This window comes from Sulfuriferula plumbiphila (genome assembly GCF_009938015.1).
Lineage (GTDB): Bacteria > Pseudomonadota > Gammaproteobacteria > Burkholderiales > Sulfuriferulaceae > Sulfuriferula > Sulfuriferula plumbiphila.
Window position 1 is genome coordinate 1216015 of record NZ_AP021884.1, and the last position, 21367, is coordinate 1237381.

Consider the following 21367-nt stretch of genomic DNA (forward strand, 5'->3'; position numbering starts at 1 on the left):
GGTGCTACTGGATCACGAACGATGTGAAGAACACGCCGGTAACACTCTGTGATGCGGCTTTGGGTTCGAAGGGTTTGTTGGCCTGTGCGATGATTTCCCGGGCAAGTTTATTCTTGCCTTCCGGGGTCAGGATTTCCGCTGCTTTCTGGCTGGAAAGCAGCATCAGCAGGCGGCTGCGCACTTGTGGCATATGCAGTTTGATGAGCTCCACCTGGGCATCATCCTTTACCTGCAGGGTAAAGGCAGTCTGCAGAAATTTGTCGGAGTCTTCCGACTGCAGGTTGACGGTGAACGGCTCCATGTTGATGAACACCGGCGGTTTGGGCAGCTCGGCATTGGCCCGGGAATGGGCGCTTTGCGGCTGGATGAAATACCAGCCAGCGGTGCCTGCGCCGCCCAGCACGAGCACGGCGACGCCCAGTATCAGGAACAGCGGTTTTTTCGATTTGACCGCGGGAACTTGGGCTTTTGGCTCGGGTTTGGGTGGCGCTTTTGCCATTTTTATTCCTCTAGTCCTGCATGAATATATCGGGTGTGTTCATTATTGAGAAAAAATGCAAATCTGGATGCGGGGAAAAGAGGGGGGAAGTGGGCGTATATCCGTGTCTTTGGCTTTCTTGGCGCCTGGATTCAACTAAAACACGGCTTTTGAAGCACGGATCACGGGGAACACAAAGAAGGCAAAAAGCAAAAATGGAAAGGTAAAAATCAAGCCCAGGGAAGTGTCTTGGATTTCGCCTTCCCCAGTGTTCCCCGTGCGCTCCGTAATGGTTAACTGCTTTTCCGGGGTTCAATGCCTTCCTGCGCGTTACGCGAAGGTATCGACCATGCCCAGGCCCGTCATCCGTATCTGACTGTGTCCAACCCGGGTGGCACTGTCTATTGTGCCGTCTGCTTCGCGCAAACCCGGAGACGCATGCCGAGACGATCCGCCGGAGGCATCGTGCTGGTTGGGGGTGCCCGCGCTCACCGTGCTTTGGCCTAACTGGATGCCTGCGTCGCCCATCATTTCGCGCAGTTTTGGCAGGGCGGCTTCGAGTGCCTGACGCACTTCGGGTTGTGCCGAAATGAAAGTCGCATTGGCCTGATCGTTGGATACGTGCAACACCACTTGCAGCGGCCCGAGGTCGGGCGGATTGAGGGTCAGTGACGCGCTCTGCTGGGCGCCCCCCGCCATCCAGACGATTTTTTGGCCGAGTGCCTGATCCCATGCCGCTGTCCCCACACTTGGCGTCAATTTTTCGCTGGGATGTCCGGCTGCCGCCTGCGCAATATTGAGAGAAGCTTGCTGTAACGGTGACAGTGCTGCAGGTGCAGTACCCAGCGGAATATCCTGTATTTTGGCCGCGTCGAGTTTTATTGCAGCCTGACCGAGTGCCGGCTTTAATTCACCCGCCTGTTTGATCAGCGAAGTGAAAGCAGGCTCCGGCTTGAGGGATGCCGTTTTTTCAGACGAGCCATCCGGCTGCACGGCGATCTGGGATTTCTGCGCCCCGGAACGGGCAGACAACACGCCTTTGCCGATGCCAACGGCAGGAGCGGTGCCCAGTACAGGAGAGGATGTGCCGGGTTCAGCCGATTTTGTTGCTGCCTGGTTGAGATTGGCCACCAGCGCCAGTAATTCAGCCGATGCGGAAGGTGCGGCATTACTGTCCGTGCCGTTCTTGCTGTCTTTGAGCTGAGCGTCGGCTGCTTCTGCCGGTTTTGCCTCCTTGGCGCTTGAATTCCCGGTTGGGGGTGCGGTCTGCTGATCCTGACGATTTCCGCTGTCGGCTCCCTTATCCGGAGTTTTGTCAGCCGTGGCGGAATTTTGACGGCTCGTTATCTCGCCCGACAGCACCTGGTTGAACGGTACTTCCGCTGGCGTGGCATTCGCCTGCTTGTCCATAGGGGCCGGGCTGGACTGGGCTTGCACGGAATTTGTCGGGGTCATGGTCATCGTGGCTTACCGTTTGTAAAGTGTTTGCCGGGTGGCATGTTCGTCCGTGAGTTTCTGGTCGCGCCGTGTTTCGTGCTGCCGGGCCTGCTTTTTGGCACGCGTTGCCAGCGTACCGAATGACATGCGCTTGCGTTCATTTTCCTGCCAGACCCTGCGTGCCGCGTCGACCAGCTTTTGTGCCTCACGTACCACTTCGCGCTGCCCGGCGATGGCATTGTCGAGCTTTTCCAGAAACACGCGGAAGTTGAGGTATCCCGTCGCTGTCAGCCCCGAAGCCAGGTCAGCCTGGCAGCGGGCGGCGTAATCGTCGCGGTATTGCAGCAGCAGCGAGAGCTTCTGCCCGGTTTCCTCGCTGGCACGAAGCGCCGCACCAAGCCGCTTGGCGGCCTCATCGGCGTCTTTCGTCGCCAGCTCAATGAGGGTGTGGATTGCGGAATGGGTAGTCATGGTGGTTGATTATATTTTTGACGGTATTCAGTCAATCACTCGAATAGAGCCGCAAGTTGCCCCAAGCTCTCGGTAATGCCGGCGCGTTCGGGAATATTTTGCTGGAGAAATGATTCGATCCGGGTGTGCAGCGCAATAGCCTCGTCCAGCACCGGATCGGTGCCCGCGGTATAGGCACCCACGCTGATCAGATCGCGGCTGCGTTCATAGCGCGAGTAGAGCTGCTTCAGCCGGCGTGTGAGTTGCAGGTGTTCCGGCGTGGTGATGGTGTGCATCGCACGGCTGATGGACTGCTCGATATCGATGGCGGGGTAGTGTCCGCCTTCAGCCAGGGTGCGGCTGAGCACGATATGTCCATCGAGTATCGCGCGTGCGGCATCGGCAATGGGGTCTTGCTGGTCGTCGCCTTCGGTGAGCACGGTATAGAAGGCAGTAATCGAACCGCCGCCGTCTTTGCCATTGCCGGCGCGTTCTACCAGTGCCGGCAGCCTGGCGAATACGGACGGCGGGTAGCCCTTGGTGGCGGGAGGTTCGCCGATAGCCAGCGCGATCTCGCGCTGGGCCATGGCATAGCGTGTGAGTGAATCCATAATCAGCAACACGTGCCTGCCCTGATCGCGAAAATGTTCGGCAATGGCAGTGGCGTAGGCTGCGCCCTGCAGGCGCATCAGCGGCGGCGTGTCGGCGGGTGCGGCCACGACTACCGCGCGCGCCATCCCTTCTGCGCCCAGAATCTGCTCGATGAATTCCTTGACCTCGCGACCGCGTTCGCCAATCAGGCCGACCACAATCACATCTGCGCTGGTATAGCGTGCCATCATCCCCAGCAGCACGCTCTTGCCCACGCCTGATCCGGCAAACAGCCCCATGCGTTGACCGCGTCCGACGGTCAGCATGCTGTTGATGGCGCGTACGCCGACATCGAGTATGTCGGTAATGGGTGCGCGTGACAGCGGGTTGGCGGCGCGCACATTGAGCGGCGCGGTGTGCTGGGCGCGCAGCGGCCCGAGGCTGTCGAGCGGGCGGCCGGCGCCGTCCAGAACACGGCCCAGCAGCTCCTCGCCAACCGGCAGGTGACGCGTACGGTCGCTGGGACGCCGGCGCGGGTGGGTAACCTGGCCGGGGCGGGGCAGGGTTTGCACGACCTCCACGGGAAATACACGCGTGCCGGGAACCAGGCCCTCAACATCGCTTTGCGGCATCAGAAACAGCCGCTCTCCCTCGAATCCCACGACTTCCGCTTCCAGCCTGGAGCCATTGGGTAACGGCACAGTACAGGCACTGCCCACCGCCAACTTCAGGCCCACCGCTTCCATAACCAGCCCGGCTACACGGGTGACGCGTCCCGATACCTGCATCGGTTCTGCGATCGCCAGCAGCTCGCCGCAGTCGCGCAGATAGGCTTTCCAGCGCTGACTGTGCGGCTGGGGGGAAGTCATGACGCAAGCCAGTCCGATTCCTTGCCCAGGGCAGCGGCAATCCGTTGCCAGCGCGTCGAGAGCGAGGCGTCGATCTGGTTGTGGGCGGTTTCCACGCGGCAGCCCCCAGGCTCCAGTTGCGCGTCTTCGGCCAAATGCCAGCCGGTTTTGTCGAGCTCGTCCCCCATCTGGTTTTTGACCAGCAGCAGGTCGTTCGGATTGAGATAGAGCCGTGCTGGCTGGTGCAGGGCAGGCAGGTAGTGAATGGCTTCGCTGACAATGGCGTTAATGAGTTCCGGGCGCACGTCCAGCGCGGTCTTGAGCATTGCCTTGGCGAGATCAAGCGCCAGATCCAGTACCTCATTTGCGATCAGCTCATCTGCCTGCGCGACCTCGGTGGCAAAGCTTGCGGCGATGGTCAGCAAGCGCGCCCTTTCTTCGGTGGCCTCGCTGCGGCCTGCGGCGAGTCCGGCAGTGCGGCCTTCCGCAACACCCGCTGCATAACCTTCAATCCGGGCCTGTTCGCGAATTGTTAAAATTTCATCGACGGTAGGCAGGGAAACGGCGGATAAATTTGCTGCTTGCGGCGTGACCCGGGCATCGTCGAAAGATGCCATTTCCCAGCGCTGGTAAGCGGATTGCTGCTCCTTGGGGACGACGTTAGACATAGGTGTCCTCGCCTTTTGCGCCGAGCATCAGCTGGCCTTCGTCGGCCAGGCGACGCACGATCTGCAGGATTTCTTTTTGCTGGGCCTCGACCTCCGACAAACGCACCGGCCCCTTGGCTTCGAGGTCTTCACGCATCATTTCGGCTGCGCGCTGCGACATGTTCTTGAATATCTTGTCGCGCAGTTCCGGCGCCGCGCCCTTGAGCGCAACGATCAGCGCGTCAGACTGCACTTCGCGCAACAGGAGCTGGATGCCGCGATCATCGATGTCCATGATGTTGTCGAACACGAACATCTCGTCCATGATCTTTTGCGCCATGTCATCGTCGTAGTTTTTCAGACTTTCCATGACGGAGGTTTCGGTATCACCGCTCATGAAGTTGAGGATTTCCGCAGCGACGCGGATGCCTCCCATCGGTTTTTTCTTGAGGTTTTCGTTGCCGGAGAGCAGTTTGGTGAGCACGTCGTTAAGCTCGCGCAGCGCTGCCGGTTGTACGCCATCCAGCGTCGCGATACGCAGCATCACATCGTTGCGCAGGCGTTCGGTGAAATTCTTTAATATATCGGAGGACTGATCCCGCTCCAGATGCACCAGGATAGTAGCAATGATCTGCGGATGTTCATTGTGGATGAGCTCCGCCACCGATGGCGCATCCATCCACTTCAGGCTCTCTATGCCGCTGGCATCCCTGGCGCCGAGGATGCGGTTGAGCAGCGAGGCGGCCTTGTCATCGCCCAGGGCTTTGGTCAGCACGGTGCGGATGTAGTCGTCCGAGTCGATGCCCAGCGATGAACTGCGCCCTACTTCCTGGCAAAAATCGTTGAGCACCGAGGCGACCTGATCGTGTGCGATGGTTTTCATCACGGACATGGCCTGCCCCAGTTTCTGCACTTCACGCGGGCCGAGGTATTTCATCACTTCCGCAGCCTCGTCCTGGCCCAGCGCGAGCATCAGGATAGCACCCTTCTCTATGCCGATATCATTGCTCATTGCCGTTTACCCAGGTCTTTACCACGTTCGCTACTATTTTCGGATCTTGCTTGGCCAGTTGCTTGGCCACTTCCAGGTTCTGCTGGTAGCCCAGCACGCCGTGCGTGGTCAGATCCATGAGTTCACCGTCGGCAGGCATGTGAGATATGTGAACCACATCGTCATCGCCGGGAGCTGGCAGTGCAGCATGGGCGTCCGCATCTCCGGATAATCTGTGCAGCATCGGCTTGAGCACACGGAAAAACAGGTAGAGCAGCACCGCGATGGCGATCAGGTATTTGCCGGCATCCTTGGCGAGTTGAATGTTTTCAGGTTGCTTCCATAGCGGCACTTCGGGAATGGCTTCTTTTTCAGCCCCGGCAAATGGACTGTTGACCACGTTCAGCGTATCCCCGCGTTGCTGGTTGTAGCCCATTGCCTCCTTTACCAGGTCCGTGATCTGTGTCTTTTCTGCAGCAGTGAGCGGCCGGCTGATGACCTTGCCCGATTTGTCGATGGTGTTTCTATAGTTGACGACGACCGCCACCGAGAGGCGCTTCAGGCCACCCATGGGTTGCTGTACGTAACGGATGGTTTTGTCGAGCTCGTAATTAACCGTGGATTCCTTTTGTGTGCTGGTGGGCGGATTGGTGGAGGCGGGCGCGGGTGCCGTATTCTTGGCAGCCGGCGCGTTGATAGGGGCCGTTGCAGGCGCGGGTGGCTGATTGGACAGTGCGCCCGGCACGCCCGTTGCATTGGCACTGCCCGCGTTGATCGTTTCACTGGTTTGCTGGCTGCGTACCGAAGCCGCGTCGGGTGTCTGGTTGGGCTTGTAGGTTTCAGCAGCCTGCTCGCTATGGGAAAAATCCACGTCGGCGGTGGCCTCGGCGTGCACATTGTTGGCACCTACAATCGGGGTAATGATGGATTCAACGCGTTTGACGATGCTGCGCTGGAGTTCATGGATGTATTTGAGCTGGCTGGGATCGAGGCCGTTGGCGCCGGCGCTCGAGCTGGTATCGGAGAGCAAGTTGCCATTCTGGTCAACAATGGTCACGTTTTTTGTCGGCAGCTCCGCTACGCTGCTGGCAACAAGGTGCACGATCGCGCTGACTTGTTGTTGATCCAGTACCCGGCCGGGTTGCAGATTCAGCAAAACCGATGCCGTGGGTTTCTGCTGTTCGCGTACGAATACCGACGCTTTCGGCAGGGCGAGAAGCACGCGTGCCGACTGTACCGCCGAGATTGACTCGATCGAACGCGCGAGTTCACCTTCCAGCGCGCGCTGGAAATTCACCTGTTCAAGGAATTGGGACACCCCCAGTTTCTGGTTTTCCATCAACTCGAAACCGACATTGCCGCCTTTTGGCAGGCCTTGCGAGGCAAGCTTGAGACGCGCCTCATATACCTGGTTTGCCGGTACCAGGATGGCCCCGCCGCCTTCGGCAAATTTGTAGGGCACATTCATCTGCTGCAAGGAAGCGACGATGGCGCCGCCATCGCGGTCGCTGAAATTGGAGAACAGGACGCGATAATCCGGCTGCTGGCTCCACATCCACACACCGGCCATGATGGCGATGACGGCTGCAATGCCCAGCATCTGCAAAAACTTGCGTCCGCCCGGCCCCTGCGCCAGGCCCATGATCTTGGGAGGGAGAGCGGCTTCGCCTGCTACAGGCATGATGTAGCTCCGCAATCGTTGCAGTTATGGATTGTTCGGCTGCTCTTGATGTTTTGATTCATATTGTTTCCTCACCCATTCGGGGTGCTCGCCTCAGCATCGATTATCAGCATGGCGCGGCATTTCAATTGATTGAATAGAGGACTGTTTCCGGCGCTTATCCGGCTGAGGCTGCGGCGACTGCGTGATAATGTGGCGTTGTAGAAACCCGTAATCCTGGAAAAAGCAGTTGAAGCCACAGGGAACACAGCGTGCGACGCAGGTTTTGGGGAGAGTTATTTTTCCTGACGGGCGAGTCTGGAAAATCCGCCAATACGTTGTTTTTACTCTGTGCTCTCTGTGGCAAACTGCCCCGCTTCTAGGATAAACCCGGTGCACTGCCGGGCAGCGGTTGTGACTTGTATGGAGCCAGCTATGAAGACCGGGATGATCGATACCAGCAGGATAGAAGCGATGATGGCGCAGTTGAAGGCTGCTGCAGTACGTGCCGAGGGCGCGCAAAGCCCTCTTCAGGCCGGAAAGACTGCGCACAGGGCGGATTTCGCGGATGCGCTGAAGTCGTCGCTCGATCAGGTCAACAATGTGCAGCACCAATCAGCGCAACTGGGCCAGCGTTTCGCCATGGGTGACGACAAGGTGAACCTGTCGGATGTGATGATTTCCATGCAGAAAGCCAATATCTCTTTCCAGGCGACTGTCCAGGTGCGGAATAAGCTGGTCGCCGCTTATAATGAGATAATGAATATGCAGATTTGACCGATTTGACCATGGGTACATGGGGAAACCCCCGGGGTTTCGGAACTCAAAAACGTTATATGCCGGAGACGGCATGTCAAACTGCGCAATATAATACATTGGTTCCCGTGTGTCCCGTGCCTTCCGGGGTTAACCGCTTTTCAGAGATCACCCCAACCCGGTAATTTTCGCGTTGCGTTCCCGCTCCAGGTGCATGATATAGCGTTGCACTGCGGCCAGCATGGCCTTTGACAGATCGACGAACAGGCATCCCAGGCGGCGATTGGTTTTGCCGTTGAATAGCGTCAATTCCTGCGAATTCCTGATTTGCAGGGTGACCGTGATCACACCGAGGCCGGGCAGCTCGATACGACAGTTCTTGTATTCACGCCCGATCGTGGTATCCAGTATTTTCTTGTCATCAAGCAGGGCAATCCCGCCACAGCTGATGTCTACCAGCGGTGTCGCGTAGCTGCCCCCGCCGACATCGGCGGGAAGCGGAATCATGCAAAGTATGGGATTGCTGATGGGCGTGTTGACGCGGTAGTACTCGCGCCGCTGCAGCCGAATGAGACTGTGAGGAATGGGAATGCGCAGGGCAGGGCGGTTGTCATGGAGCGCACTGTCTGCGCCCGCAACGGAAAACAGGATGCGCACCTTGTCAAGCGATGCCTCGAAGGCGATGTCGTCCGATTGTGTAATGCGCTGATTCAGCAATGCGCTGGGCGCACAGTCGATAATCACAGCATCGTTGGCCTCGTCTACTTCCAGTATCGAGGTGACGACAGCATCCGCCCCGCCATTGACCAGCATGGTGATGAGTTGATGATGTTCACCAATGGCGCGTAGCAAGGCAACGATTTCACGGCGTGAATGCACCAGATAAGGGCTCTGATTTTCAGTGCCGAAGTCGGGGTAGTCATTGGGCATGTTGATGAGCGGTCTGGAGGAATAAAAAAATGCGCCCAAGCGGATAACGCAGTATGTCCATCAATGTGACGCATCGCTATTTTGATGCTCCGTCTCAATACGGTATAGCCAGGCGAGTAACTCTGCAACGGCCCGATACAGGGCGGGCGGAATGTGCTGGTCGAGCTCAACCTGCATCAACAGGGCAACCAGTTCCTTGGACTCATGCACGAAAACGCCATGCTCTTTGGCGCGGGCGATGATTGCCTGTGCGACCAGCCCATTACCCTTGGCGACGACTTTGGGTGCGGCAGCGCCGGTCTGGTAGGCGAGTGCAACAGCACTCTGTAACGGTGCGCTAGGCTCGTTCATGCTGTTTCACAATCAGGGAATCAAGTGGAATACCGGCAGCATCCAGGGCATCGGAAAGCTGTGCGCCATGTGCGCGCAGCGAAGATGCCGAGGCTTCCGTGTCGGCATGAATCTGAATGTGCAGGTGTTCTCCTGTCAGGCGTATGGTCGCCGCTACCGTCCCCAGAGTCGGCAGCTCAAAACGTACCTCGCTGTGCCAGGACGGCTGCATATCGCGGCTGCTGCCTTCGGGCGTGTCTTCGCCAACTTCCCACTCCATGGCTTGACCGGGCCAGGCCTCACCACGCCACAGCACCCGTTGTTGTTCCAGCGTATTCAATTGCTGGCTGATCAATTGCGTCAATGCCGTGTTGTTTGCGTCGGGACGTGGCAGGGCAGTGGCGGGATCTGCTTGCAGGGCGTGTCCAGCCTGTGCCTGCGGTTCACGCATCAGCTCAGGTAAGGAGCGGTTACCATTGGCCCATTCCCGGACGTGCGCCTCATAGAACAGACCGCTGAAGCTGAGCGTGTCGCGCAAAGCAACAGCGATTTGCGCAGTACTCATGGCCGGTGAAGCGACCAGCACCGCCTTGCCGGCCACCGTGTCAGGCGCGCCATTCTGCTGCGCGGCATGCAGCAGGTTGTCGATGAGCCGGCCGGTGCTGCTGAGCGAAGTCATGGCAGCCCCAGGCTGGGCCCCCAGCAGGAAAGCGAGCTGAGGTTCCCGGCTCATCAGTGTCAGCGGCAGTAAATCGCCAGTGCGTGTGCCGGCGGGCAGTAGCATGCGTACCACCGCATCGGCGATGCGTACCAGAAAGCTGCCATCATCAAAACGCGACACAACCTTGCCCTGGAATTGCTGGCCCAACGCGCCTGGTGTGAACTGGCGAGATGCCTCCTCACGTGCATCAGCAAGCGGCAATACAGGCATGAGTGCCTCGATCGGGGTGATCAGCCGCGCACCTGCCGCCATTTCCGGTCGCACGGGGGTCATGCTCAGCCTGCCTGATTCCTGCCGTAAGCCATGGAAAGCTTGCGCTCGGTGCTGGCGTTGCTCAGCAACGACGACAATTGTGCCATCCACGGCTCGGTAATGTTGCGTATCTCGCGGTCATCCGCGAGGATCTTTTGAATGATCGTAAGCTTGCGTTCACGCATAACCGCGGTCAGCGCCAGGCGCGGTTCGCCTTTTTCAAGCGTGCGTACATGGCTGGCGCAGCGCGATTCCAGTGCCGCCAGGCGTTCCCAGTTGCTGCTGCGCGCGGCGGCCAGCATCTGTTCAGTGATGTCCGCCACAGACTCATACAGGGAGATGATTTCTTCACTATTCATCATTAGAGGTCACGCTCTCACAAAGGAATCAACACGCGGCATGATGGGGTCTTGCACCGATACTGTCGGCACTGCTTCAGTGGTGACGGTGGTGCCGATTGCCTCCCAGGCTTCGCGCAGCTGGCTGAGCAGGCTGCCCACTTCCTCCAGTACTGCAGGTTCATTGTTGAGGTTGGCCATCAGCAGGCGATTGCTCATGTACTCGTACAGGGCATCCAGGCTGGCCGCGATTTCCCCGCCGGCAGCCTTGTCCAGGCTTGCCCGCAAGCCGCTGTTGATAATCATGATCGCCTGGGAAATGGCCTGGCCCTTGGCTTCGGTTTCACCGCTCTTCATCTGTTGCATGGCGTTGGTTACGGCAGTTTTTGCGCCGTCAAACAGCATGACAATGAGCTTGTGCGGGTTTGCCGCCGCTACGCCGGTTTCCATGCCGACTGTTGCATAAGTGTTTGCACCGTTGCGTGCTGTTCCAAACATTTTAGGTTTCTCCCTCAGGCGATCTTAGGTAAATTCGCGAGCTGTTGCGTTAAAAAGCTGCTGGTGGTGTTCATGCTGCTGATCATGGTGTCAAGCGCAGTGAATTGCGCGCGATAGCGTGCCTCTATGTTGACCAGTTGAGCGTTCAAGTCCAGTTGGTCTTTGGCAAGACTCTTGAGCGAGGCATTGATGCCATCGGTACTCGCTGAAATTAAGCCGCCCGTGCCGAGCAGTGAATTCGCGAGCGTATTAAACTGATAGGCGTAGCCTTGCGAGTAATTAACCGTGCCACGCGCGCCCAGGCTGCCGCCAGTGACTTGTATTTTCAGTCCTTCGGAAGCATCGCCGGTGGCACCGGTGAGGTACTGTCCACTACCCGCTGCGGCTACGCCGTTGATGGTGCCGGCGGTATCCACGCCGGTTGTGACCACCGCACTGCCGCCAAAATTGAGGTTGGCCTGGCCATTGCCGCCGGTAATATTGGCAGCGGACGATGATCCATAACGATTGGAAATGATCTTGAGCACGCCGGCTGATTGCGTCACCGTTACCGCGGAGCCGGCTGCCACAAAAGCGCTTGCACCGTTGATTTGCGACTGTACAGCCGTGGCCAGGGCCGCAGCGGTGGCGTAGCTCCCTGGCGGCAGCGTCACGCTGGCAGATACGCCATCGACCAATACCTGCAGGGTGTCGTTTGCACCGGCCGTGATAGTGAGTCCAGCGGCGGCCGAGGCCGTGGCGCTGCCTTGTGTGGCGAGCTGCGTGACTTTGATGCTGTATGCGCCTGAAGCGGTTTTGGTGCTCGCGCTGGAATAGGCAACGAGACTGTCCGAGGATTTGCCCACGGCAGCGAAGAGCCCGGCAATATCACTGAAATTACTGGTGACCGCACTCTGCAGCTTGGTGCTGTCAACAGCAAGCGAGCCATCCTTCTGAAATGTGACGCCGAGTTGAGGCAGTAGCGTGAAAGCACTGGCGCCTCCTGCAACCGGCGTGGATAGCACACGGCGGATCTGGTTCTGGATCAGGGATACCGAGGGATCGCCATTCAGTATCGCGGCCTGCTTGGTCGTGGCGTTGTAGGCCGATGCATCGGATAACGTCTGGTTGATGCTATTGTAAGCTGCGACAAAGGCATTCACTGCTTTCGTGACCGAACCGGTGTCGCGTGCTACCGTGATATTGGTGGGACTGCCGACATTGGTCTTGGTCAGATTGAGAGTGACACCCTGTATCGCGTCGCTGATGGTGTTGGTGGTTTTGGTGACAGCGACGCCATCTATCTTGAAATTGGCATTTTGAGCAGTGACGGTTTCAGAAAGCGCCTGGCCGGTGTTGTTGGCCGGATCCTGGCTTAACAGGCTGGAAATAGTGGCATCGCCGGACACCGAAATTTTCATGCTGTTGGTTTTGCCGGTGGTGTTATCCGTCAGCACCAGGCGATAAGGTGAAGCACTGCCATCATTCACGATGGTGGCCGATACGCCGATATTGGCGCTGTTGATGGCATCGCGTATACCGGAAAGAGAGTTGTTGCTGGCATTGATGGTCACGGTTTTGGTGCCGGAACCATTGCTGGTGAAGCTGGCGCCGGTATAGGTGCCATTACTGAATGTACCGCCGGAAATGGTGCCGAAATCAAAGGTCAGCGTGGTGGTGGCGCCGCTTCCTATGGCAGTGCTGGCGCTGGTCTGGCCTGCGGCAACCAGTTTTTGCGCCTGGGCGAGACTGGATACTTCCAGCGCATAGGTACCGGGTGTGGCACTGGAACTGGCGCTGGCAGAAGCAATCGTGGCATCCGCAAGGGTTGCGCTTACAGCCTGAAACTGGCCGATAGCGGATAAACCCTGCATCGCACTCTGGAACTGGGAAAGTGCGCTCTTCAACATGCCAAAACCGGAAAGCTTCGCCTGATAGCTCGCTACTTTATTGTTAAGCGCAATGAGCGGCTGTTGTTCGACGGACATCAATTTTGAGATGATGCCGTTAACGTCAAGTCCCGAGCCTATGCCTGGTGTTGAGATTCCCATGATCTGTTTCCTTGTGTGAGCCTGGCGCTCAGGCCTTTTCCCGGATCAGGAGGCCCTGCAGCTTGTCCAGTTCTTTGGCAATGGCGAGCACTTCCTTGGAAGGCGTTTGCCGTATTACGGTATTGGTTTCGGTATCGACTATCTTGACCAGGGTTCTGCCGCTGTCCGGGTCAATGCTGAATTCAATATTGCTGGTGATCGGTTTCAGGAACTTGTTAATTGCGTCGAGCGCGTGTTTCAACTCGGCTGCATCGACAGGTGCTGGTTTGGACGGCTCCTGTGCTGGGACGCGGACGCCATTGTTTGGTAGAGCGGGCACAATCAAGGGTGCGGCGGTCGGAACCGTTTCGGGCGTTGCTTGCCGTTTTGACGCGGGCGTATTCGGGGCCTGTGATATTCGACTGATTTCCATGACCATTTCCCTTGCAGTGGGAAGATGGAAAGCGGTTTCCCGCCTTCCATCCGGTTACAGCAACCCGACAGGGTTGCCTGGTGCTGATTAACGCAACAGTGCCAGCACGCCGTTCGGCAGTGCGTTCGCTTGTGCCAGCATTGCCGTACCTGCCTGTTGCAGGATTTGCCCGCGGGTCAGCGCGGCGGTTTCTGCAGCGAAATCGGCATCCTGGATGCGGCTGCGCGATGCGGTCAGGTTTTCTGCCGTTGTTTGCAGGCTGGCTACAACCGATGAGAAACGGTTTTGATAGGCACCGAGTGATGCACGGCTGGTATTCACAGCGGAGAGCGCGGCGTCGATTGCAGTCAGTGCCGTTTGCGCGCCGCTGACCGTGCTGACGTCGATCGCGCTGATTGCCGTGCCGGTAGCGGCGATGGCAGTCGTATTGGAGAACGCACCGGTGAATACAACATTGCCGGTGATGCCGGCTGGCGCTTGATAGGTGATGTTCAGCGTGGAACCGTAGGTCCCTGCCGCAGCCATGCCGAAGTCCGCCATGGTCGTTCCGACAGCCGTACCCAGTGTGAGCGCGGTTGTGATGTTGCGCCCGTCGGCAGCGGCCAGGCTGACGCCAGACCCCGTATCCGTTGCAACGACACCCGTCACCGAGGATTGCGCGTTGAGTGCCGTTACTGCGTTGGTGCGGTTGGTGGCAGCATTGGTCGTTGCGTTGACGGTAATAGCAGTGCCATTGACGGTAAGGGTCACGGTACCGGCGGTGGTTGTGCCGATCGTTTGGGTCGCGGCCGCAACCGATGTCGCGTTAGCCGTGGCACCCAAGCCGGCCACGCCAGAGCTGTTGATTGCACTGGCAAGCACCTTGGCATCATTGGCGATCGTACCCAGCGAAGTTGTGGCACCGCCCACGGTGACGCTTTGAGCGGCTGCCGTGTTGCTCGCTGTACCGATCGACTGGCCGGTCAGGGTGAAACCCTGAAACTGACCCAGGGCGCTGGTGCGGGCGCTGGAGATGGATGATATGGTGATTTGATCCTGCGCGGCGACGTTGTTGGCGCCGACCTGGAAGGATTGGCTGGTAAAGGAGCCATTCAATAGTTTCACACCGTTGAACGATGAGCTTTGTGCCACGCGGTCGATTTCACTACTCAGCTGGGTAATTTCGTTTTGAATCGCGGCACGATCACTGGCGCTGTTGGTAGCGTTGGCGGATTGCACCGACAGGTCGCGCATGCGCTGCAGGTTCTTGCCGATCTGAGCCAGATCGCCTTCGGCCGTCTGTGCCAGGGAAATACCGTCGTTGGCATTGCGCGCGGCCTGGTTAGCGCCGTTAATCTGCGATGTCATCCGTTCGCTGATGGCGAGGCCGGCGGCGTCGTCCTTGGCGCTGTTGATGCGCAGGCCGGATGACAGGCGCTGCAATGCAGTGGCCAGCGAAGACTGGGAAGTGGTGAGGTTGCGCTGGGCATTCAGCGAAGCGAGGTTGGTATTGATATAACTAGCCATTTTAGATCTCCTTAGATTCCTGTGGTTTGATGGATCCGGCTTAAGTGCCGTCAACTTTGGTTTGACCTTGGTAAGGCCAGGCATTCAAACCGCCGTTATTTAGCTTATCGGGCAGTGCCAGAGAAATATTTAGAGTAAAAATATTTTTTTTTTGCCGGCACTGACTGAAACTTGAACCGCCTATTCCACGTTTCGGCAGCAATCGCGAAAATCTTTAATCCTGGAGATCTTCAGATAAAGGCAGTTAACCAGCCTCGCATAGATACAGACTAGTCCGCGGCGACCGCGCGGTTCTTGCCGGCTTTCTTGGCTTGATACAGCGCCGCGTCGGCGCGCTTCAACACCGATTTGGGATCTTCGTCAGGGGCGCTTAACGCCACGCCCGCGCTGAAGGTGATCAGCAGGCGCTGATTGTTGTGCATAAAGATGCGCTTGGTCAGCTCTTTTTTCAGCCGTGCCACTACTCTCAAGGCATCCTGCAGCGAAGTATCAGGGAGCACGACCATAAATTCCTCTCCGCCAAAGCGACCGATGACATCCATGGTGCGCAGTGTTTCCTTGATGATTTTTACTACATATATCAGTGCTTCGTCACCCGCGCCATGGCCATGGGTGTCATTGAGCCGTTTGAAATCATCCATATCCAGCAGGGCGACGCAAAGTGGCGTGCCGCGACGTTTTGCGCGTGCCTGTTCGCGTTCGAAAACGTCATCCAGGCCACGGCGGTTGAGGCTGCCGGTCAATGGATCTTCGCGCGCGAGCTCGCTCATTTGAGCGAGTTGGGATTCCAGCTTGTGGATTTTAGCCTCGGCGCCTTGCACTTTCTGCTGTGCTGCCAGCATTTCATCGCGCGAATTCAAGGCTTCCGTCTGCACCGTGCGCGTATCGCGCATGACGTCGTCCAGTACCGAATTGAGTTCGCTGATACTGCCGGCCTTGGCGATTTTCTGCGAATAAATGTCCATTTTTTCATGGTAATCGCCGGTGCTGACGGCGACAGTATTCAAACGATCAATGAACATCGTGACCATGTTTTTCACCGTGATCTTGGCTTCCGCCAGGCTGTTCTTAAGCGTGCCCTGTTTGTAGATCACTTCCTTGAGACTGCGCGTGGCATCTTCCAGCACATGGTGATTGATCGGGCCGGAGATGAGGCTCTGAACAACATCGATCTGACCGCGCAACCAGCTGTCCTCTTCCAGCAGATCACGCACGTTATCGAGCAGGAGCCTGAACAGGCGCAGCAGCAATTCCTGTTGTTCGGCCCGGTCGGCGCTTTTCAGTTCGATGCGGAAGCACAATTGCTTCAGGCGGCTGGCGGCGCCGTTGAGCGCTGCTTCGGTTTGCGCATCCTTTATCGCAGCAGCCAGGGATTCGGATTCGGCAACGAGTTCCGGGCTACCGGCAAGGAGGGAGGCGACGGCAAATATCAGGGTGCGGGTGAGTAACTCCCGCAGTAGCCGGATTTGTTGGCTGTCGTCAGCGGGTAAATACACGGGCGTGCTGGCGACCGGGGGTGTTTTCTTGAGGCGCTTTTCAATGAGCTGGGAAAGGCCCTCTGCATAGTCCCGCCAGTCGCGAGCCTCTATGGCGCGATTAAATCGGACACCCAATACGGCTGCGTCGCCGCGCGTATGTGCCAGGTTTTTTGCAAAGTCGGCAAGTACGGTTTCCGCGTCAAGACCTGCTCGAATACCTGCGATTTCATTGTAGGCAGTACGATAGGCGTCCGGTGTCGGGGCAGTACGCTGCATCGCCAGACGACGGAAGGCTTCCCGAGCAATGTCGGCAGCATTCTGTGGCGGTGCAGGGGTGTCTTTCATGGTGGGGGTCAGCGAGCCTTGCGGGATAGGTTCTGATTGTGAGCATATTAGGCGGATTCAGCTGCTGCCAATAAGACGATTAGTGACTGAAATATTTGCCATTTCAGGGTTTAAAAGAGCGGGCTTGGAAGTTTAGAACGGCAATTCAACCCGTGCTTAACTGCTTTTTCCAGGATAAATCGACGTTTCCCTAAGCCGGCAGGCAGCGCACCAGCAGGGCCGTTTTGTCCAGCGCCGCCAAGGCCCGCTCAATGACAACGGCGCTGTTGTCCCTGTCACCCGTTGTCGCTTCGACCACCAGGCGCGCGCTGGCGCACAGGCGCAACGCGCTCACCGGTAAGCCATTACGCTGGCCGAATGCAGCTGGCTGCCCCAACTGGTAGCGGAATGCGGCGATGGTGTGGCTGGCGCCGGTGGGATTCAAGCCGGGATGGTCGGTCAAGTCGGCTTGCAGGCGTCGATAGACCTGTGCTGTCTCTTCCTGGTTTAACGGTCTGTTTCCGGCCCGGGTTGCGCAGTGATGAAGCAGAAACGGAAAAATCGTCGGGATATGATCCCAGCTTGCCGCCTCGATCAAGGGACGGCGGTCGATCCGGGGAACGGGGACCAGTTCAAAGGCCGGATCGCTCTTCAGCCGATGCTGAACGGCACGCGCAAAGGCCTGCAGGAAGCGCGCGACCACGGCTTCCGGCACGGCGCGAAACGCCCGCAATTCTGCCATAGCGGCTTCCCAGCGCAGTAACAGCCCGAAATTGGTCAGGTTATCGAGGATGCCGGCGGTGGTCCAGCCATCCGGCCAGTCGGCCGTGGCGGAATAGGCCTGCAAAGCACGCGGCAGCGGGTGCCTGCGCAGGCGCTGTGCGGCCGCTGAGGGGATAAGCAGCGCGCCCGAGAAAGTCGGGCCGGTAAGGAATTTTGAGCCGGTCAGGGCGATCATGAAACCATGCGCCAGATAGGTGCGCAGGGTTGATGGTGCGAGCCGGAACTGGCACGCATCGACCAGAATATCGAGTGTATCCGGCCAGCGGCGCTGCAGTGCGGCAATGCAGGCCAGGCTCGGCGCGAGCAAGCCGGTTTTGGAAACATCGGTGAGTATCAGCAGCACGCGCCGCCCTTGCGCTACGGCACTGGTCGCCAGGGATTCGACCGCGGCGTCTACTGCCGCCGGCGGACGCGGGGTGCCGTCGGCCAGGCGAATCGGCACAGCCACGACTTCAATTGCACCCGTGCCGGTGATGGAGCTGCCGGCGCTGACTGAATCCCCGTATGCGGTATGGGCGCTGAAGTGGCGGCCGGCCAGGGCTGCCGGTACGCCGCTACCGGTTTCCTCTGCGTTCACCATAAGCGCGAGTGTGGATACAGAAGCACTGCTGCCGGCGAGCTGGGCAGCAATCAGGTGCAGGTCCGTACCCGATGCGGCGAAGACGATTTCGAGGCCGGGCAGATCGCCTGCGCCGCACAGCTGAGCCAGTTCCTGACGCAGCCGATTCAGTTCGCGGGCGTAGATGATGGCATGCGGTTCCGCATCGGCAGCGCGGAGAAGGCGGCGGCGCAGATCGTCCGCCGCGGCAAAGCCCGCCGCGGAGATGACCGATGCAGTTGCGGATCCAAAACCCATCAGGCCCGGGTCGGGCTGAGGCGGGCAACCGTATTTGTTTAAAGCATGGCCCGGTACCAGCGCGATGCGCGCATCGCCGCCTTCCACCAGAAGCTGTTGCGTGGCTGGGAGGCCGGGCCCGATATGCCTATTGCTCACGCCGCGGTTCCCGCAGGTGAGGAATGGGGGCAAGCCTGGCTGTCAAGGTCAGGGCTGATGGCTTGCATTGGTCAGCATCGCGCGAAAGGCAGCGAACACTTTACGCATCTGCGGCTGTTTATACGGGAACAGGTCGACCGGATCCAGCGCGTGGACGATCATGTTGCTGTCCACCTCGAAAATCAGTAATTCGCCGGTACCGGTTTCGCCGCAATCGATGCCGAGATAGTCGAGCCCCATGCGTTCGCTGATGGCGCGCAAGGCAGCTTCATGCCGACGCGCGAAATCGTCGTCGAAACGGGCCATGAAGCGTGCTTCCTCGGCGCGTTTTGCCGCGCTTTCGGTCATGCCGGCATTCAGGTAATGGATCATCCAGTGCCCGGATATCGCCATATGACAGACATACGGGCGACCGTCGATGAGGACAATGCGATACTTCCTGAACAGGCCGTCCGCACCGCGATAATCGACGAAACGGGACACATAAAACGTGCTCATCGGCTGCGTCTGCAGATAGCCGGCAAGCGCTGCCGCTGAATCGAGCTTGTCCAGCCCTTGCCCGGCATGGGAGTCGACCGGACGCACAATGATCGGGAAATCGCCCTCGTCAAGGATGCCGGCAAGCGATTGCTGTTCGCGGCCGACTTGTTCCAGGATATGCCGGTCGATGCGCGCCGTGGTCGGCATGACTACCCCCGGCGCGGATGCCAGCAGCGCGCAGGCGCCATCGCGCGCCACGCCGGCGATTCGGTCCGGCGCATTCAGCAGCGGACGCGGCCAGTCCTGGATCAGGTCGGCAACATATTGCAACAGCGGACGATTCTGGTCCGATTCGCCGACGGCGACGAACGCCACGTCGTGTTCCGGCAGGATTGCAGGCAAGGACAGATGCGGCGCCACATACAGCATATCGAGCGCGATATCGGACCCTTCCACCAGAAATTCCAGGGGCGTATTGGCCATCAAATCGCCCGGCCCCATGATGGCGAGCAGGCGCATGGCTGCCGCGCCATTGGCCGCCGGCATGTGATACAGCTGTTGCATCTCCAGCGCCTGGGCCTGCACGGCGAGTGCGGCGTCGCGGTTGCCCTGGAGCTGCAGTAGCGTCGACAGATCCAGCAAGGTGTTGGCATCGTGCGGATGCGCTTGCGCGCGTTGCAGCAAACGCGCCCCCAACGGACCGAGATCGGCGCCGGAAAAGACCATCCGCATTAACGTTGCCAGGCCAATGAGCGGTTCGCAGTCATCGCCATTGGCGGGGGATTGCTCCAAAGATTCGAGATTCATCCTGTTTTCCTGAGTTGCCTGGTATTGCAAATCGTAAATGACGAAACATATGGGACAGGATTAACAGGATTTTCCAGGATTGACAGGAACGAAGCTAAATCAGCATTTGGCCGGGTATTCCTGTTAATCCTGTCCATGTTCCAGTTTCGCCATTATTGGGTTCAGATACCAGTCTTGGTAGCGGCTGCGCCGAATGCAAGCGTCGCCAGCAGCAGTGCGTCGATGTCGCTGGTATGAGTGCGGTGATTGACGATCGCTGCACGAATCGCGACGTGGCCGTCGATGCTCGTTGTTGACGGCGCGGCGATGCCCGACTCCTGCAGGGCGGCAGCAATATGCGTGTTGACCTGGTCGGCATTGTCGCTGCGGTAGCGGAAGCAGACGATGTTCAGTGCCACCGGCGCCATCAGTTCCAGCATCGGCATGGCCTCGATACGCTGCTTCATGTACTGGGCCAGTGCGCAGGTGCCGGAAATCACCTGGCCAAGCTGCTCCGCACCGTAGACTTTGATGGTGAACCAGGTTTTCAGTGCCCGGAAACCACGCGACAGATCCGGCCCGAAGTCGCACGGCCAGGGCGATCCGCCGGCCATGCCGCGAGCTTCCCGGCGCAGATAGGCCGCGGGTGAAGCAAAGGTGCTGTGGTGCAGCGTGCCGTCCCGCACCAGGATAAACCCCGCATCGTAGGGTACCTGACCCCATTTATGGAAGTCGAAGGCGATCGAGTCCGCGCGCTCGATACCGAGCAGGCGCGGTGCAATATCCGGGGCGAGCATGGCGAGTGCCCCGTAAGCGCCATCGACATGAAACCACAGCGCTTCCCGGTGGGCGATGTCCGCCAGGACGTCGAGATTATCGACGGCACCGACATCGACCGTACCCGCCGTCGCGGCGATGAAGAACGGGGTGAAACCGGCGCTGCGATCTGCTGCGATGGCCCGTTCGAGTGTTGGGGTATCCATCTGGTACTGATCATTCATCGGGATGATGCGCAGGGCATCGATACCGAGACCGGAAAGGTCCATCGCCTGCGCGATACAGCCGTGCGCACCAGCGGAAGTGTAGGCGGTGAGGCGTTTGCCACCGGCAGCGACGCCCTGCTGGCGCACACCGACGCCAAGCGCTGCGGTGCGGGCAACCAGGACGCCAATCAGGTTGGCCATGGAGGTGCCGGTCACAAACAGGCCGCTGGCAGTTACGGGAAAGCCGAACAGTTCGCGCATCCACTGCAACACCTGGCGTTCCACCTCGATGGGCATTTGGTCGCGTCCACCCAGATTTGCGTTCAATCCCGCCGCCAGCATCTCCGCCAGCATGCCCACCGGCGTGCCGCCGCCATGGACCCAGCCCATAAAACCGGGATGCGCGTTCCCCACCGCAAACGGCAACACATCGCGCATGAAACTTGCATGCACCGTGCCGAGATCGGTCGGTTGCCGGGGGAGCGTTTCGTGGAACAGATTACGCACTTGCTGCGGGACCGGCTGCCATACCGGACGCTCCCGGATATGCTCCAGGTAGTCCAGCATGTCGTCGAGCATGCGATGGCCCTGGGCGCGGAGTTCTTGCCAATCTGACGGATCAAGCGTGTGTTGAGAAGTCCCGTGGCTATCTTTGTTCATGTGA

20 protein-coding genes are annotated in these 21367 nt (G+C 58.8%); 1 reads left to right on the forward strand and 19 read right to left on the reverse strand.

Annotated elements, in window-relative coordinates:
• Positions 1 to 4: 4 nt before the first annotated feature.
• The 7 genes from fliL to fliF all read right to left on the reverse strand — a co-directional run bounded on the left by fliL (position 5) and on the right by fliF (position 7123).
• The gene (gene fliL / locus GZH91_RS06475) at positions 5 to 499 is read right to left on the reverse strand and encodes a flagellar basal body-associated protein FliL (RefSeq protein ID WP_147070356.1); all 495 of its coding nucleotides are present in this window, start codon (positions 497 to 499) and stop codon (positions 5 to 7) included.
• A gap of 309 nt (positions 500 to 808) precedes the next feature.
• Positions 809 to 1933 carry a flagellar hook-length control protein FliK gene (locus GZH91_RS06480; protein WP_223264463.1) on the reverse strand — a complete coding sequence of 375 codons (1125 nt, stop codon included), beginning with the start codon at positions 1931 to 1933 and terminating at the stop codon, positions 809 to 811.
• A 12-nt stretch (positions 1934 to 1945) separates the two neighbouring features.
• Entirely contained in the window at positions 1946 to 2386 is a 441-nt protein-coding gene (gene fliJ / locus GZH91_RS06485; protein WP_147070352.1) for a flagellar export protein FliJ, read from the reverse strand.
• Positions 2387 to 2421: 35 nt separating this feature from the next.
• On the reverse strand, positions 2422 to 3825 hold the full coding sequence (gene fliI / locus GZH91_RS06490; RefSeq protein WP_147070350.1) for a flagellar protein export ATPase FliI: 1404 nt from the start codon (positions 3823 to 3825) through the stop codon (positions 2422 to 2424).
• The gene (locus GZH91_RS06495; protein WP_147070348.1) at positions 3822 to 4472 is read right to left on the reverse strand and encodes a flagellar assembly protein FliH; all 651 of its coding nucleotides are present in this window, start codon (positions 4470 to 4472) and stop codon (positions 3822 to 3824) included. Before GZH91_RS06495 ends, fliI begins: the two co-directional genes overlap by 4 nt.
• Positions 4465 to 5463, reverse strand: a complete 999-nt coding sequence (fliG, locus tag GZH91_RS06500) for a flagellar motor switch protein FliG (protein ID WP_147070346.1) — start codon at positions 5461 to 5463, stop codon at positions 4465 to 4467. Before fliG ends, GZH91_RS06495 begins: the two co-directional genes overlap by 8 nt.
• Positions 5453 to 7123: a flagellar basal-body MS-ring/collar protein FliF gene (gene fliF / locus GZH91_RS06505; protein ID WP_147070344.1), complete on the reverse strand. Its 1671-nt coding sequence runs from the start codon at positions 7121 to 7123 to the stop codon at positions 5453 to 5455. Before fliF ends, fliG begins: the two co-directional genes overlap by 11 nt.
• Positions 7124 to 7537: 414 nt before the next feature.
• On the opposite strand from fliF, the gene fliE reads away from it, so the two are divergent.
• On the forward strand, positions 7538 to 7879 hold the full coding sequence (fliE, locus tag GZH91_RS06510) for a flagellar hook-basal body complex protein FliE (protein WP_147070342.1): 342 nt from the start codon (positions 7538 to 7540) through the stop codon (positions 7877 to 7879).
• A 147-nt stretch (positions 7880 to 8026) separates the two neighbouring features.
• Here fliE and GZH91_RS06515 read toward each other — a convergent pair whose 3' ends face one another.
• From GZH91_RS06515 to GZH91_RS06570, 12 genes are all read right to left on the reverse strand, one after another.
• Positions 8027 to 8788, reverse strand: a complete 762-nt coding sequence (locus GZH91_RS06515; RefSeq protein ID WP_147070340.1) for a flagellar brake protein — start codon at positions 8786 to 8788, stop codon at positions 8027 to 8029.
• Positions 8789 to 8848: 60 nt separating this feature from the next.
• Positions 8849 to 9139, reverse strand: coding sequence for an EscU/YscU/HrcU family type III secretion system export apparatus switch protein (locus GZH91_RS06520; protein ID WP_147070339.1), 291 nt, complete (start codon positions 9137 to 9139; stop codon positions 8849 to 8851).
• Entirely contained in the window at positions 9126 to 10112 is a 987-nt protein-coding gene (gene fliK, locus GZH91_RS06525; RefSeq protein ID WP_147070337.1) for a flagellar hook-length control protein FliK, read from the reverse strand. Before fliK ends, GZH91_RS06520 begins: the two co-directional genes overlap by 14 nt.
• Positions 10113 to 10114: 2 nt before the next feature.
• On the reverse strand, positions 10115 to 10453 hold the full coding sequence (locus tag GZH91_RS06530) for a flagellar protein FliT (protein WP_198415422.1): 339 nt from the start codon (positions 10451 to 10453) through the stop codon (positions 10115 to 10117).
• Between the two features lie 6 nt (positions 10454 to 10459).
• Positions 10460 to 10927, reverse strand: a complete 468-nt coding sequence (gene fliS / locus GZH91_RS06535; protein ID WP_147070335.1) for a flagellar export chaperone FliS — start codon at positions 10925 to 10927, stop codon at positions 10460 to 10462.
• Positions 10928 to 10941: 14 nt separating this feature from the next.
• Entirely contained in the window at positions 10942 to 12957 is a 2016-nt protein-coding gene (gene fliD, locus GZH91_RS06540) for a flagellar filament capping protein FliD (RefSeq protein ID WP_147070333.1), read from the reverse strand.
• A gap of 28 nt (positions 12958 to 12985) precedes the next feature.
• Entirely contained in the window at positions 12986 to 13369 is a 384-nt protein-coding gene (locus tag GZH91_RS06545) for a flagellar protein FlaG (RefSeq protein WP_147070331.1), read from the reverse strand.
• An 87-nt stretch (positions 13370 to 13456) separates the two neighbouring features.
• Positions 13457 to 14875 (reverse strand): flagellin N-terminal helical domain-containing protein, encoded by a 1419-nt coding sequence (locus tag GZH91_RS18250; RefSeq protein WP_147070329.1) that lies wholly within the window; start codon positions 14873 to 14875, stop codon positions 13457 to 13459.
• A gap of 269 nt (positions 14876 to 15144) precedes the next feature.
• Positions 15145 to 16698 (reverse strand): GGDEF domain-containing protein, encoded by a 1554-nt coding sequence (locus tag GZH91_RS06555; RefSeq protein ID WP_147070327.1) that lies wholly within the window; start codon positions 16696 to 16698, stop codon positions 15145 to 15147.
• A gap of 190 nt (positions 16699 to 16888) precedes the next feature.
• On the reverse strand, positions 16889 to 18454 hold the full coding sequence (locus tag GZH91_RS06560; protein WP_147070325.1) for a hypothetical protein: 1566 nt from the start codon (positions 18452 to 18454) through the stop codon (positions 16889 to 16891).
• Between the two features lie 48 nt (positions 18455 to 18502).
• Positions 18503 to 19741: an ATP-grasp domain-containing protein gene (locus GZH91_RS06565; protein ID WP_147070323.1), complete on the reverse strand. Its 1239-nt coding sequence runs from the start codon at positions 19739 to 19741 to the stop codon at positions 18503 to 18505.
• A gap of 161 nt (positions 19742 to 19902) precedes the next feature.
• Positions 19903 to 21282 carry a pyridoxal phosphate-dependent decarboxylase family protein gene (locus tag GZH91_RS06570; RefSeq protein ID WP_232522221.1) on the reverse strand — a complete coding sequence of 460 codons (1380 nt, stop codon included), beginning with the start codon at positions 21280 to 21282 and terminating at the stop codon, positions 19903 to 19905.
• Between the last annotated feature and the right edge of the window lie 85 nt (positions 21283 to 21367).

Excerpts from the sequence above, each read along its gene's own strand:
- GZH91_RS06515 (WP_147070340.1), bottom strand. The coding sequence starts at position 8,788 with ATGCCCAATGACTACCCCGACTTCGGCACTGAAAATCAGAGCCCTTAT.
- fliD (WP_147070333.1), bottom strand. The coding sequence starts at position 12,957 with ATGGGAATCTCAACACCAGGCATAGGCTCGGGACTTGACGTTAACGGC.
- fliK (WP_147070337.1), bottom strand. The coding sequence starts at position 10,112 with ATGACCCCCGTGCGACCGGAAATGGCGGCAGGTGCGCGGCTGATCACC.
- fliF (WP_147070344.1), bottom strand. The coding sequence starts at position 7,123 with ATGCCTGTAGCAGGCGAAGCCGCTCTCCCTCCCAAGATCATGGGCCTG.
- fliJ (WP_147070352.1), bottom strand. The coding sequence starts at position 2,386 with ATGACTACCCATTCCGCAATCCACACCCTCATTGAGCTGGCGACGAAA.
- fliE (WP_147070342.1), top strand. The coding sequence starts at position 7,538 with ATGAAGACCGGGATGATCGATACCAGCAGGATAGAAGCGATGATGGCG.
- GZH91_RS06520 (WP_147070339.1), bottom strand. The coding sequence starts at position 9,139 with ATGAACGAGCCTAGCGCACCGTTACAGAGTGCTGTTGCACTCGCCTAC.
- fliL (WP_147070356.1), bottom strand. The coding sequence starts at position 499 with ATGGCAAAAGCGCCACCCAAACCCGAGCCAAAAGCCCAAGTTCCCGCG.
- GZH91_RS18250 (WP_147070329.1), bottom strand. The coding sequence starts at position 14,875 with ATGGCTAGTTATATCAATACCAACCTCGCTTCGCTGAATGCCCAGCGC.
- GZH91_RS06555 (WP_147070327.1), bottom strand. The coding sequence starts at position 16,698 with ATGAAAGACACCCCTGCACCGCCACAGAATGCTGCCGACATTGCTCGG.
- GZH91_RS06495 (WP_147070348.1), bottom strand. The coding sequence starts at position 4,472 with ATGTCTAACGTCGTCCCCAAGGAGCAGCAATCCGCTTACCAGCGCTGG.
- GZH91_RS06480 (WP_223264463.1), bottom strand. The coding sequence starts at position 1,933 with ATGACCCCGACAAATTCCGTGCAAGCCCAGTCCAGCCCGGCCCCTATG.
- GZH91_RS06530 (WP_198415422.1), bottom strand. The coding sequence starts at position 10,453 with ATGATGAATAGTGAAGAAATCATCTCCCTGTATGAGTCTGTGGCGGAC.
- fliS (WP_147070335.1), bottom strand. The coding sequence starts at position 10,927 with ATGTTTGGAACAGCACGCAACGGTGCAAACACTTATGCAACAGTCGGC.
- GZH91_RS06545 (WP_147070331.1), bottom strand. The coding sequence starts at position 13,369 with ATGGAAATCAGTCGAATATCACAGGCCCCGAATACGCCCGCGTCAAAA.
- fliI (WP_147070350.1), bottom strand. The coding sequence starts at position 3,825 with ATGACTTCCCCCCAGCCGCACAGTCAGCGCTGGAAAGCCTATCTGCGC.
- GZH91_RS06565 (WP_147070323.1), bottom strand. The coding sequence starts at position 19,741 with ATGAATCTCGAATCTTTGGAGCAATCCCCCGCCAATGGCGATGACTGC.
- fliG (WP_147070346.1), bottom strand. The coding sequence starts at position 5,463 with ATGAGCAATGATATCGGCATAGAGAAGGGTGCTATCCTGATGCTCGCG.
- GZH91_RS06570 (WP_232522221.1), bottom strand. The coding sequence starts at position 21,282 with ATGCTCGACGACATGCTGGACTACCTGGAGCATATCCGGGAGCGTCCG.